The organism is Streptomyces sp. NBC_01232 (genome assembly GCF_035989885.1).
Taxonomy (GTDB): domain Bacteria; phylum Actinomycetota; class Actinomycetes; order Streptomycetales; family Streptomycetaceae; genus Streptomyces.
Window position 1 is genome coordinate 4,624,960 of sequence record NZ_CP108518.1, and the last position, 12,666, is coordinate 4,637,625.

Consider the following 12,666-nt stretch of genomic DNA (forward strand, 5'->3'; position numbering starts at 1 on the left):
AACCGCGGGGCCCGGGGCAAAGGCCGACGGCGGCGCCGGCCGCTCCCGGAAAGGTGGGTCCGGGGTCACACCCGGCCTTGTCCACAGGCTTCCGCACCCACCAGGCGCAGCGGATAGGCTGGGCGGATGACGCGAGCCGAGCAGCCGGCGGTCGTGACCGCCCCGGCGAACCCCACCTACGACGAAGCCCTAGCCGCGGATTCCCGCGAGCGTGCGGTGCGCGCACTGCTGCGCACTCCCAGGCTGCGCCGGCTGTGGAGCGCCCAGTTGGTGAGCGGCATCGGCGATGCCCTCGCCCTGTTGGTACTGGTGCTGCTGGCCCTTCAGGCCGCCGCCTCCGAAGGGGCCTTCGGCGGTGGATTCCGCGGCGCGGCCCTCGCCGTCGCCGCGGTCTTCGGAGTCCGGATCCTCGCCACCCTGCTCTTCGGCGCGGTCCTCCTCGGCCCGCTGGCCGGGCTGCTGGGCGCCGGCGGCAAGCTGGACCGCCGCTGGACCATGATCGGGGCGGACGGGATCCGCCTCGGGCTCTTCGTCGTCGCCCCGCTGTGGCTCGACTGGGTCCCGGCCCACGCGCTGACCGCGCTGCTGGCCACCGTGTTCGTCTCCGGCGCCGCCGAGCGGCTGTGGACCCTGGCCAAGGAGAGCGCGGCGCCCGCCCTGCTGCCCGCGCCGCCGCCGGAGGGGGCGACCGTACGGCCGCTCCCGGACCACCTGGACGCGCTGCGCCGGCTGACCCTGCGTACGGCCTTCGCCGCGCTCCCCGCCGCCGCGGCCGCGCTGCTCGCCGCGACCCTGGTCGGCAAGGCGCTCGGCCTCGGCGTGGACTGGTTCGCCGCGAACCAGGCCGCGCTCGGCTCGTACGTGGCCTCCGGGCTGTTCGCGGCCTCGGTCTCGCTGCTGCTGCCGCTGGTGCTGCCCGGCGGTGCGACCCCGCGTCCGCGTTCCCCGCTGGAGGGCCTGCGGGCCCCCAAGGCGGGCGACCGGCCCGACAAGGGCCGTACGGGCGCCATCCCCCTCATCGTCCTGAGCTCTGCGGCGGTCGCCGGAGCGATCGCCAGCGCCGTCGCCGTTTCCGTACTGCACGCCCTCGACCTGGGCGGCGGCCCGGCCGCCTTCGCGCTGTTCGTCCTCGCGCTGGTCGGCGGCACCGCCGCGGGTATCCGCGCCACCCAGGCCGGCAAGGTGCTGCCCGCACTGTCCCGCCGTCGGCTGATGGCCCTGGCCATAGCGGTCACCGGGCTCGCTCTCCTGCTGACCGGGCTCGTCCCGGACATGGCGACCGTGCTGTTCCTGTCGCTGCTCGCCGGCCTCGCCGCGGGTGTCGCCGCCAACACCGGCCACACCCTGCTGGACCAGGAGACCGAGGAGTTCCGCCGGGCCAGGGTCACCGAGCACCTCCAGGCCGTCGTACGGGTGGCCGTGGCGCTCGGCGCCGTCCTCGCCCCCGTGCTGGCCGCGGCGATCGGCCCGCACCGGCTGACCGGTGCAGAGGTCGTCTTCGCGCACGGCGGCGCGGCCTTCACCCTGATGCTGGTCGGCGCCCTGCTGCTGCCGGTCGCCGTGATCGTGCTGACGAAGGCCGACGACCGCCGGGGCGTCCCCCTGCGGCGGGACCTGCGTGAGGCGCTGCGCGGCGGCGAGCCCGTGCAGGCGGCGTCCGCCACCGGGTTCTTCATCGCCCTGGAGGGCGGCGACGGAGCCGGCAAGTCCACCCAGGTCGAGGCGCTGGCCGACTGGATACGGAGCAAGGGCCACGAAGTAGTGGTGACCCGCGAGCCCGGAGCGACCCCCGTCGGGAAGCGGCTCCGCTCGATCCTGCTCGACATCTCCTCGGCCGGCCTGTCGAACCGCGCCGAGGCACTGCTGTACGCCGCCGACCGCGCGGAACACGTGGACACCGTGGTGCGCCCGGCCCTGGAGCGCGGCGCCGTCGTCATCTCGGACCGCTACATCGACTCCTCGGTGGCCTACCAGGGCGCCGGGCGCGACCTTTCGCCGACGGAGATCGCCCGCATCTCGCGCTGGGCCACCGACGGACTCGTCCCGAACCTGACCGTGTTGCTCGACGTGTCGCCGGAGGCGGCGCGCGAGCGGTTCACGGAGGCACCGGACCGGCTGGAGTCGGAGCCGGCGGAGTTCCACCAGCGCGTGCGGTCCGGATTCCTGACCCTGGCCGCGTCCGACCCCGGGCGCTACCTCGTGGTCGATGCGGGCCAGGACCCGGAGTCGGTGACCACGGTCGTACGGCACCGCCTGGACCGGATGCTGCCGCTCTCGGAGGCCGAGGTGGCAGCCCAGGTCGAGGCACGGCGCCTCGCCGAGGAGGAGGCCCGGCGCAGGGCCGAGGAAGAGGCGGCGCGCAAGGCGGAGGAAGCGCGGCTGCGCGCCGAGGAGGAGGCCCGCAGAGCCCGCGAGGCCGAGGAAGCGCGGATCAGGGCCGAGGCGGAGGCCGCCCGCAGGGCGGAGGAGGAACGGCTGCGCGCCGAGGAGGAGGCCCGGGCACGGGCCGAGGCCGAGCGGCTGCGTCTGGAGGCCGAGGAGAAGGCGCGCGCGGCGGAGGCCGAGCGGCTGCGGCGGCAGGCCGAGGAGGAGGCCAGGCTGCGGGCCGAGGCCGAGGAACGGCGCCTGGAGAAGCAGCGCCGGGCCGAGGAGGCCCTGCTGAAGGCCGAGGAGGCGCGACGGCTGGTGGAGGCCGAGGCGGCGGCGAAGGCGGCGGCGGTTGCTGCTGCGGCGGCCGCGGAGGCTGCGGCGGTCGCGGCGGCGTCGGCTCCCCGGCCTGCGCCCGCGGCTGCTCCGGCCCCTGCGCCCGCTCCTGCTCCTGCGCCCGCTCCTGCCCCTGCACCCGCCCCTGCTCCGGCCCCTGCGCCCGCGCCCAAGGTCGGCATGACCAAGCAGCCGGAGCAGGCACCGGAGCCGGCGCGGCAGGCAGAGCCGGAGCCGCACCCGGACGACGCGCTGACGGTGGAGACACCGATGGTCAAGCCGGCCAAGCCGGTCAAGCGGGTCGTCCAGCCGGACGACGTCACCCAGACCGTGCCGGTGCCGAAGGTCGACCCGGCGTCCGCCGAGGAGACCACGGTGCTGCCGCCGGTCCGCGGGACGGACGAGACGGCGGTCCTGCCGCCCGTACGCCCGGCCGCCCCGGCCCCGCAGTCCCCGCAGGCCGGTGGCACTGGCAGGCCCCGGTCCGCCACGAGGCCGACGGCCCAGCGCCCGGAGGAGAACCCGGCCGACCGGGTGCCGTCGGGCATCTTCCGGGACTCCGGCAACGACCGGACGCGTGAGCTCCCCGTCGTGGACGACGAGGGCCGCCCGCGCCGTTCGCGCCCGGACTGGGCCGAGGAGACCCCGCTGGACGATCTGCCGACCCTGGCGGACGAACTGCTGGGCCGCCACCGGGACGACGAGGACGGCGACGAGGGCGACCGCGGAACGCGCCGCCGCCGCTGACCGCGGGCAGGACCGGGCCGGGACCCGGTGGCGGGACCGGATTGTCGGTGGCGCCCGCCACAATGGGTGCACGGAGAGTGAAAGGTGGTGGGCGGGATGCCCGTATGGGACGACCTGGTGGGACAGGAGAGGGTCCGGACGCAGCTGGCCGCCGCCGCCCGCGACGCCGACGCGCTGGTCACGGCCAACACGGACGGGACCGCGCCGCCCGCGGCGTCCAAGATGACCCACGCCTGGCTGTTCACCGGCCCGCCCGGATCCGGGCGGGCCACCGCCGCCCGGGCCTTCGCGGCCGCCCTGCAGTGCACCAGCCCGGACCGCGCGCTGGGCGGGGAGCCGGGCTGCGGGTTCTGCGACGGCTGCCACACCACGCTGGTCGGCACGCACGCGGACGTCTCCACCGTCGTCGCGGTCGGCAGCCAGATCCTCGTCGCCGACATGCGGGACACCGTCCGCAAGTCCTACACGTCCCCGGCCACGGGCCGCTGGCAGGTCATCCTGGTCGAGGACGCGGAGCGGCTGAACGAGAAGTCCGCCAACGCGGTCCTCAAGGCTGTGGAGGAGCCCGCGCCCCGCACGGTCTGGCTGCTGTGCTCGCCCTCCGTGGAGGACGTGCTGCCCACCATCCGCTCGCGCTGCCGCCACCTCAACCTCAGCAGCCCCTCGGTCGCCGCCGTCGCCGACATGCTGGTGCGGCGGGACGGGATCGAGCCGACGCTGGCCCTGGCCGCTGCCAGGGTCACCCAGGGGCACGTCGACCGCGCCCGTCGGCTGGCCACCGACGAGGGGGCCCGGGAGCGCAGGGCGACGGTTCTGAAGCTCCCGCTGCGCGTCGACGACGTGGGCGCCTGCCTCAAGGCCGCGCAGGAGCTGGTCGACGCCGCCGCGGAGGACGCCAAGCAGGTCGCGGAGGAGGTCGACACCAAGGAGACCGAGGAGCTGCGCGCCGCGCTCGGCGCCGGAGCGGGTGCCGGCAGCCGGATGCCGCGCGGCACGGCGGGCGTGATGAAGGAGCTGGAGGACCGGCAGAAGCGCCGCCGCACCCGTACCCAGCGCGACACCCTCGACCTGGCGCTGACCGACCTCACCGGCTTCTACCGGGACGTGCTGGCCTTGCAGCTCGGCTCGTCCGTGGCCATCGCCAATGAGGAAATACGGCACGACCTGGACCGCATCGCCCGCGCCTCGGGCCCCGAGCGGACCCTGCGCCGGATCGAGGCGATCATCGCCTGCCGGGACGCCCTCGACCGCAACGTCGCCCCGCTCCTCGCGGTCGAGGCGATGACGATGTCGCTGCGGGCGGGCTGACCGCAGGCCTGCACGGGCGCAGCGGTGCGTCGGCGGTCCACATCCGGTTGACGGGTTCACCCGTACGGGCGGTCCCGCCGCCGGGCCCGGCAGCGCCCGGTCCGCGCCCTGCCCGGCGCGGGCCACGGAAGGCGCGCGGCCGTCCGGTCCCGGGGCGCCCCCGGGCGTCCCCCGACACGACGTACGCTCCATAGATGGACACCAGTCGCCTGCTGCGCACCACCGGAACCGTGATCGCAGCTGCCGGGCTGCTGCTCTCCGGGTGCACCTCGGGCGGGTCGGGGGAACCCCGGGCCGCCGCGTCCACCTCACCGGAGTCCGCCGCGCCGTCGGCGCAGCCGGCCCCGGACGGGGCCGCGATGCGCCCGTACTACGCGCAGAAGCTGACCTGGCGCGATTGCGGTGTCCCCGGGTTCCAGTGCTCCACCATGAAGGCCCCGCTGGACTACGGGAACCCGGGCGCGGGCCAGGACGTCGACATCGCGGTGTCGCGCCGTGCGGCGACCGGTCCCGGCAAGCGCCTCGGCTCGCTGGTGGTCAACCCGGGCGGCCCGGGCGGATCAGGAATCGGCTACCTCCAGGCGTACGCGGGCATCGGTTATCCCGCGGCGGTCCGGGCCCAGTACGACATGGTCTCCTTCGACCCGCGCGGGGTGGAGCGCAGCAGCCCCGTGGAGTGTCTGAACGGCCCGGCCATGGACAAGTACACGCAGGTGGACCAGACACCGGACGATCCGGCCGAGCGGGCCGAGCTGGTGGCCGCCTTCAAGGAGTTCGCGGACGCCTGCCGGACGAACTCGAAGCGGATCCTGCCGCACGTCTCCACCGTCGACGCCGCCCGGGACATGGACCTGCTGCGCGCGGTGCTCGGCGACCAGAAGCTCAGCTACGTCGGGGCCTCGTACGGCACCTTGCTGGGGGCGACGTACGCGGACCTGTTCCCGGACCGGGTCGGCCGGCTGGTCCTGGACGGGGCGATGGACCCGGAACGGGCCGCGCTCGACCTCAACCGGGACCAGACGGCGGGCTTCGACACGGCCTTCACCGCCTTCGCCAAGGACTGCGCGAAGCAGACCGACTGCCCGCTCGGCAAGGGCGGCCCGGACGCGGTGGGGGCGCGCCTGAAGGAGTTCTTCCGGAAGGTCGACGCGCAGCCCGTACCGAGCGGCGATCCGAACCGCCCGGTGGGGGAGGCCCTGGCGACGACCGGGGCGATCGCGGCGCTGTACGACGAGAGCGCCTGGCCGCAGCTGCGCGAGGCGCTCACCTCGGCGATGAACGGCGACGGAGCGGGCCTGCTGAGCCTGGCCGACAGCTACTACGAGCGCGAGGCGGACGGCAAGTACGCCAATCTGATGTCCGCGAACGCCGCGGTCAACTGCCTGGACCAGCCCCCGGCCTTCAGCGGCCCGGAGGCCGTCGACGCGGCCCTGCCCTCCTTCGAGAAGGCCTCGCCGGTCTTCGGCGCGGGCCTGGCCTGGGCCGGGCTGAACTGCACGTACTGGCCCGAGAAGGCCACGGGCAAGGCGAAGCGGCTGACCGCGAAGGGCGCCGCGCCGATCGTGGTGGTGGGCACCACCCGCGATCCGGCGACCCCGTACAAGTGGGCGCAGGCACTGGCCGGCCAGCTCGACTCGGGCTCCCTCCTCACCTACGACGGCGACGGCCACACGGCGTACGGCCGCGGCAGCGACTGCATCGACACCGCGATCAACCGCTACCTGCTGGAGGGCAAGGCGCCGCAGGACGGCAAGAAGTGCTGAGCCTGCCGCGGCGGCCGGGTGCCTGTCCCTCCGGCGCACGGATGCCGGGCACCCGTGGCTGCCCGACCGAGCAGACGCCGGCGCACCTGAGGGGCCCGCGTCGGGCTTGGCGGCGGGACCGCGCAAATATGGCGTAAACGCTCGAATGCGCGACGGGTGTCCCACCCGTGCGAAACCTGGTTCGGGGCACCCGTCCACACCCTGTAGACTTGGCGCCGCTGCTGATGAGAGCACCTCTTCGAGGGAATACTTGTCTGACCAGCGGTGCCGCCTTAGCTCAGTTGGCCAGAGCAACGCACTCGTAATGCGTAGGTCTCGGGTTCGAATCCCGAAGGCGGCTCGGATTAGCCCCAGGACTCACTCGCCGTGACCTGGGGCTTTTTCATGCCCCGACCGGCGGGTGGCGGAGCTTGGCCGTCGCATCGGGACCGCCGCCAACATGTCGAGGCGGGCTGCCTCACGGCAGATGACCGCGAGGGAGAAGGCGTCGAGCCAGGTGTCCGCGGTGAGGCAGGTCTGCGGGCCGATGGTGACGAGGTGGCGCTCCTCCTGGCGGATCTTGCAGGTGACCGTCTCCCGGTCCGGAGCGGTGGCGGCGAAGACGGCCGAGTGCACCTGCATGGCCAGCAGCCAGGACTCCCAGGTCTCCAGCATGACCGAATCCGGGTTTCCGATGCGGCGGATGCGCACGGGGTTCAAAGGACGTCGTCAGCGACGGCTCCTGAAGCTGCGCGAGGTCTCGACGGCCTAGGGCTTGTCCATGACAGAAACGACTGTCTACAAGGCGGCAGTGGGACTGTCCTGCCGGGACACGTTCACAGCCGTCACGTCGGGAATTCGCCGAGCCAGCCGTGCTCGAGGAGGTACTTCGGGATGAAGGGCGATTCGACCCCGACCGGCAGTTTCCCGTCGTAGGCGAGGCAGGCCATGGCCAGTGGGCCCAAGGCGACCGCGCCGTCGATGTCCTCGGTGCGTTCCTCGGTCAGCGTCCAGTACCCCTTGTGGAGGTTCAGCGCCTCCGCCAGGGCCGGGCCGAAGCCTTCCTCGTTCTTGCGCACGAAGTTGTAGAAGAGGTTGATCGGCGGATAGATCAGCCCTTGGAGCAGATCTCGCGGAAGCCTGCGTGCGACCTCGGGGTCCGACGCCTCGATCGCGGCGATGAGCTTGTCCACCAGGCCCGGCTGTCGGAGCCAGTACGTCTGCTGGACGTCAACCCAGTGGTAGTAGAGCTCGTCGTACTCGCCTTCCGGCGAGCGCAGGCTTTCCAGCGGGATCTCGCACAGCTCGGTCATACGGCGCTGCTCACGGCAGATGACGGCCAGCCAGAACGCGAGCAGCCAGTTGCCCGCATCGGCGTACGGCTGGGGGCCGATCGCCTTGAGCGTGCGCATCCTCCCGTTGATGAAGCACTCCACGGTCCCATCGCTCGTGCCGGTCACGGCGAACAGTGCCGAGCCCAACTGCATCGCGTTGACCGTGGCCTGCCACGACTCGAGGGTGTCGGCCTCCGGTTCGGCCACGCAGTGGGCCTGGAGGGCCAGGACAGCGGTGCTGAACGCGAAGTCGATCGCGTCAGCCGATACCTCGAGACGGTCGATACGGCGCGCCACGCTTGCGCTCAACCGCGAGGCGAATTCGGCCGCTTCAGGCCCGCCCTCGAGGTGGCTGGCAACGGTCACAGTCACGGAAGAGTCCCCTTGCTGATGTCGAATCGCCGGTACGGGCGGCCTGGATCCGGAGCATCCGGGATCTCGTGGCAGGGCGAGTGAACGGGTGGAGTGAGGCCGGCCGGGCGGGGGGCTACGCGTCGAACTCGCCGCGCCAGCCGAAGTCCAGGAGGGCCTCGGGGAGGTAGTCGGTCTGGACCTCGACCGGGATGCCGTTGGCCTTCGCCAGGCAGGCGATCGCGAGGGGGGCGATGGCCACGACGCCCAGGATGTTGTGGGCGCGGTCCTCGTCGGCGGTCCAGTACTCCTTGTGCCAGCGGACGGCGTCGGCCAGGGCCTCATTGAAGCCGGCGGGGTCGTTGCGCAGGTAGCGGTAGATCATCATGATCGGCGGGTAGCGGAGCTTGGCCATCTCCTCCGCGTCGACGACGCGGGCGTGCTCGGGAGCGCTCAGGTCCACGGCGCGCACCAGGTGGGTGCCCAGGTCGTCACGGCGGAGCCAGAAGCTCTGGAGGGTCTCCACCCAGGCGTAGGTGTACTCGTCCAGCGTGCCGCCGAAGTCGCGCAGCAGGGACACCGGGATCCGGGCCAGCATGTCGAGGCGGGCTGCTTCACGGCAGATGACCGCGAGGTAGAAGGCGTCGAGCCAGGTGTCCGCGTTGAGGTAGGGCTTCGGCCCGGTGGTGGCGAAGTGGCGTTCCTCCTCGCGGATCTTGCAGGTGACCGTCTCCCGGTCCGGAGCGATGGCGGCGAAGACGGCCGAGTGCACCTGCATGGCCAGCAGCCAGGACTCCCAGGTCTCCAGCATGACGGCACTGGAGTCCCCGACCGTGCGGACGAGGGCGACGTTCAGCGACTCCATGAGGGCATCCGCCCTGGAGCTGTGGGAGGTCTCGATCTGCTCCAGCGATTCGGAGACCGATTCCTCCATGACGGGAACCACCGCCGCCATCTTGTCCTTCTGATAGTCCTGGCGCTGCACGATCACGGTCATGGTTGCTCCTCGGTGATGGTCATGTGTGCCCTACGTAGGGAACTCGCCGCACCAGTTGCGGCCGAGGAGGGTGGCGGGCAGGTACTCGGACTCGACCTCGACCGGCATGCCCGCATCGTGGGCGAGGCAAGCCATGGCAAGTGGTGCGAGCGCGACGAAGCCCGAGGCCTGGAACGCCCGGCTCTCCTCGCTCCAGTACTCCTTGTGCCATTCCAGGGCATCAGTGAGCGCCCGCTCGAAGCCGCTGTTGTCCTTGCGGATGAACCGGTGGAACGTTTCCATCGGCGGGTACATCAGCGCGCCGACCATCTGCGGATCTGCGACCGCATCCGGTTCGGTGCCGTCAACCGCTGCCACCAGCTTCGGTACCAGGTCGGGGCCGCCCAGCCAGTAGGTCTGCACGGTGTCGATCCATGCGTAGTGGTACTCCTCGAAGCGCGAACCGTTCTCCCCGAGCAGGGACAGGGGCACCTGGCACAGAGCGGTGATCCTGTCCTCTTCCCGGCACACGACGGCGAGGGGGCGGCGAAGGCTGCCGTGCCCACCTGCATGGCGGAGACGGTGGTGTCCCAGGTTCCGAAGCGGTTGCCGGTCGGGTTCAGGGCCTGGTGGACCTGCATCTGGAGGAGTGCCTCGTGCAAAGCCCTGCCGACGATCGAGGGCGAGGCGTCGAGGTTCTGGATGCTCGTCCCGAACTGCCCGGCCAGGCGTGCCATGGCGTGTTCGTCGATTGCGGGAATGGGGTGACGCTTCACTCGGCCTCCTTGATGGCGAGCAGGTCGCGCTTCAGAACCCTCGTGGCGCCGCTGTGGGCGTCACGGAAGGCTTTGCAGGCAGTGGGGTTGGCGGTGGTCAGGCGTCGACTTCGCCGGCCCAGCCGAATTCCAGCAGTTCCTTGGGCAGGTACTCGGACTCGACCTCGATCGGCATGCCGGCGTCATGGGCCATGCAGGCGATGGCGAGCGGCCCGAGGGCGACCAGACCCTCACCGCTCCTCGCGCGCGCCTCGGTCGCGGTCCAGTACTCCTTGTGCCATGTGAGGGCCTCGGCCAGAGCCTCGTTGAACAGCTCGCTCTCCTGGCTCAGGTAGCGGTGAAAGAGATTGAGCGGCGGATACAGGATCTTCAGCATCAGCTCTTTGTCTGCGATCCGCACGTTCGCCGGGTCCGTACCGTTGACAGCGCGGACCAGGGTGTCCCACGTCTCCTGCCGGCCGAACCACCGGTTCTGGAGGGATTCCACCCAGGTGTAGAGGTACTCGTCGAACTCCGCATCGGACCTTTGGAGGAATGAGAGGGGGACCTGCGCCAGCTGGTTCACCCGCTCGTTCTCACGGCAGATCGCGGCCAAGTAGAAGGTGGTGAGCCAGTTCCCGGCGTGCAGGTACTCCTGTGGGCCGGTGGCCGGCAGCTCACGTTCTTCGCCGTTGACCCCGATCCGGCAGGTGACGGTGCCCTCGGTGGCCCGGCCTGCGGCGAACAGTGCGGTTCCGGCCTGCATGGCGAGGATCCAGGCTTCCCATGTCGTGAACCGGTCCGCGATGGGGTCCGTCAGGCAGTGCCACTTCGCCGCGGCCAGTGTGAGCGTCAGAGCGTCGTGCCGGTCGTCCTCGGACGTCGCGAGCCCCGCAAGCGCCTCCTGGGCACTCTTGACGACCGGTGCGATGGCCTCGGTCAGGTTGTCCGTGGGGAACGCGTGGCGTCCGATGGCGATGGTCATGTGTGCCTTACTTGCGGCGCAGGTGCGCGCCTCCGGTGGATTCGCAGTTCTAGGCGTCGAACTCGCCGTGCCAGCTGAAGTCGAGCAGGGCCTGCGGCAGGTAGTCAGTCTCGATCTCGACCGGGATGCCGTTGGCCTTGGCCAGACAGGTCACTGCCAGCGGGGCGATGGCAACGACGCCGTGGATGTTCTGCATCCGGTCCTCGTCGGCGGTCCAGTACTCCTTGTGTCAGCGCACAGCGTCGGCCAAGGCCTCGTTGAAGCCCGCGGCGTCTTTGCGCAGGAAGCGGTAGAGCATCATGATCGGCGGATACTGGAGCTTGCCCATCTCCTCCGTGTCGAGAACCCGGGCGTGCTGGGGAGCACTTAGGTCCACGGCGCGCACCAGGTGCGTGCGCAGGTCGTCGCGGCGGAGCCAGAAGCTCTGGAGGGTCTCCACCCAGGCGTACGCGTAGTCGTCGGCCATGCCACCACAGTCGCGCAGCAAAGACACCGGTACCCGCGCCAGCATGTCCAGACGTGCGGTCTCCCGGCAGATCAACGCCAGAAAGAAGGCGTCGACCCACGTGCCGGGGTTCAGGTAGAACTGCGGGCCGGTGGCATCCAGCTGCCGCTCCTCCTGACGGATCTTGCACGTGACCGATCCCTGGTCGGTGGATGCCGCAGCGAAGACCGCCGAATACACCTGCATGGCCAGCAGCCAGGATTCCCAGGTTTCGAGGAGCACGGCCTCCGGGTCGCCGACACATCGAATGCGCGCAACGTTGAGGGAGGTCATCAGCGCAGATGCTCTGGTGCGGTGGGACGTCTCGATCGTCTCCAGCGATCCGGACAGCGACCGCTCCAGCACGGGAACCACGGCCGCCAGCTTGTCCTTCTCATAGTCCTGGCGCTGCACCCTCACTGCTATGTATGCCTCACGTGGGGAACTCGCCGCACCAGTTGCGCGTCACCAGGACGGTGGGCAGGTACTCGGATTCCACCTCGATCGCGATGCCGGCGTCGTGGGCGATGCAGGCCATGGCGAGCGGGGCGAGGGCGACGAGGCCGGCGGCGTCGATGGCACGGCTCTCCTCGCTGCTCCAGTAGTCCTTGTGCCACTGCAGGGCTGTGGCAAGGGCCTGGTTGAAGCCGGCCTGGTCGTTGCGCAGGATTCGGTGGAACATCTCCATCGGCGGGTACGCAAGCCGTCCGGCCGTCTCGGGGTCGCGGGCGACCTCCGGTGCGGTGCCGTCCACAGCCGCCACAAGCTTATGGCTGATTTCCGGACCGCCGGTCCAATAGGTCTGCAGGGTGTCGATCCAGGCGAAGACGTGGTCGTCGGCGCGACCGTTCTCCCGCAGCAGGGACAGGGGCACCTGGCACAGGGCGGTGATCCTGTCCCGCTCGCGGCACACCAACGCCAGGTAGAAGGCATCGAGCCAGGTACCGGGAGTCGTGTACCACTGGGGGCCTGTGGTCTGGAGCGTGCGGTCCTTGTGAGCGATGCGGCACTGGACGGTTTCCCCGGGGGGAGCCGCTGTGGCGAACACCGCGGAGCCGACCTGCATCGCTTTGACCCAGGCATCCCATGTGGGGAAGATCGCGGCCTGTGGGTCCAGCAGACAACGGCCCTTCGCCAGGATGAGCGTGGTGGTCAGGGCGTCACCCAGCCTGGTGACGCGTTCCTCCAACCCCTCGATCAGCTCATCTGCATCCTCCTGAAGCACGGCGATGCCCTCTTCTGCGTGCTCCGTGGGGAAAGAGTGACGGGTGATGATCGAGA

Annotated in this window: 9 protein-coding genes, 1 tRNA gene and 1 pseudogene; 4 read left to right on the forward strand and 7 right to left on the reverse strand. The window is 71.2% G+C overall.

Features of this window, described 5'->3' with window-relative positions:
* The first annotated feature begins 126 nt into the window (after positions 1–126).
* The 4 genes from tmk (at position 127) to OG444_RS21395 (ending at position 6,861) form a co-directional block, all read left to right on the forward strand.
* Positions 127–3,450: a dTMP kinase gene (gene tmk, locus OG444_RS21380; protein WP_327263694.1), complete on the forward strand. Its 3,324-nt coding sequence runs from the start codon at positions 127–129 to the stop codon at positions 3,448–3,450.
* Positions 3,451–3,546: 96 nt separating this feature from the next.
* Positions 3,547–4,758, forward strand: coding sequence for a DNA polymerase III subunit delta' (locus tag OG444_RS21385; RefSeq protein ID WP_327263695.1), 1,212 nt, complete (start codon positions 3,547–3,549; stop codon positions 4,756–4,758).
* A 194-nt stretch (positions 4,759–4,952) separates the two neighbouring features.
* Positions 4,953–6,521: an alpha/beta hydrolase gene (locus tag OG444_RS21390; protein ID WP_327263696.1), complete on the forward strand. Its 1,569-nt coding sequence runs from the start codon at positions 4,953–4,955 to the stop codon at positions 6,519–6,521.
* A 266-nt stretch (positions 6,522–6,787) separates the two neighbouring features.
* Positions 6,788–6,861 (forward strand) — tRNA-Thr (locus OG444_RS21395).
* A gap of 17 nt (positions 6,862–6,878) precedes the next feature.
* On the opposite strand, the gene OG444_RS21400 is transcribed toward OG444_RS21395, so the two are convergent.
* The 7 genes and pseudogenes from OG444_RS21400 to OG444_RS21430 form a co-directional block, all read right to left on the reverse strand.
* Complete coding sequence (locus OG444_RS21400; protein ID WP_327263697.1) at positions 6,879–7,175, reverse strand: Imm49 family immunity protein; 297 nt, start codon at positions 7,173–7,175, stop codon at positions 6,879–6,881.
* Positions 7,176–7,345: 170 nt separating this feature from the next.
* Positions 7,346–8,206 (reverse strand): immunity 49 family protein, encoded by an 861-nt coding sequence (locus tag OG444_RS21405; RefSeq protein WP_327263698.1) that lies wholly within the window; start codon positions 8,204–8,206, stop codon positions 7,346–7,348.
* 115 nt (positions 8,207–8,321) lie between these two features.
* On the reverse strand, positions 8,322–9,182 hold the full coding sequence (locus tag OG444_RS21410) for an immunity 49 family protein (RefSeq protein ID WP_327263699.1): 861 nt from the start codon (positions 9,180–9,182) through the stop codon (positions 8,322–8,324).
* Positions 9,183–9,212: 30 nt separating this feature from the next.
* Positions 9,213–9,692, reverse strand: a complete 480-nt coding sequence (locus OG444_RS21415; protein WP_327263700.1) for an immunity 49 family protein — start codon at positions 9,690–9,692, stop codon at positions 9,213–9,215.
* A 342-nt stretch (positions 9,693–10,034) separates the two neighbouring features.
* Positions 10,035–10,901 (reverse strand): immunity 49 family protein, encoded by an 867-nt coding sequence (locus tag OG444_RS21420; RefSeq protein ID WP_327263701.1) that lies wholly within the window; start codon positions 10,899–10,901, stop codon positions 10,035–10,037.
* Between the two features lie 49 nt (positions 10,902–10,950).
* Positions 10,951–11,679: pseudogene (locus OG444_RS21425) on the reverse strand (immunity 49 family protein).
* A 139-nt stretch (positions 11,680–11,818) separates the two neighbouring features.
* Complete coding sequence (locus tag OG444_RS21430) at positions 11,819–12,610, reverse strand: immunity 49 family protein (RefSeq protein WP_327263702.1); 792 nt, start codon at positions 12,608–12,610, stop codon at positions 11,819–11,821.
* Positions 12,611–12,666 lie beyond the last annotated feature (56 nt).

Excerpts from the sequence above, each read along its gene's own strand:
- tmk (WP_327263694.1), top strand. The coding sequence starts at position 127 with ATGACGCGAGCCGAGCAGCCGGCGGTCGTGACCGCCCCGGCGAACCCC.
- OG444_RS21420 (WP_327263701.1), bottom strand. The coding sequence starts at position 10,901 with ATGACCATCGCCATCGGACGCCACGCGTTCCCCACGGACAACCTGACC.
- OG444_RS21410 (WP_327263699.1), bottom strand. The coding sequence starts at position 9,182 with ATGACCGTGATCGTGCAGCGCCAGGACTATCAGAAGGACAAGATGGCG.
- OG444_RS21390 (WP_327263696.1), top strand. The coding sequence starts at position 4,953 with ATGGACACCAGTCGCCTGCTGCGCACCACCGGAACCGTGATCGCAGCT.
- OG444_RS21400 (WP_327263697.1), bottom strand. The coding sequence starts at position 7,175 with ATGCTGGAGACCTGGGAGTCCTGGCTGCTGGCCATGCAGGTGCACTCG.
- OG444_RS21385 (WP_327263695.1), top strand. The coding sequence starts at position 3,547 with ATGCCCGTATGGGACGACCTGGTGGGACAGGAGAGGGTCCGGACGCAG.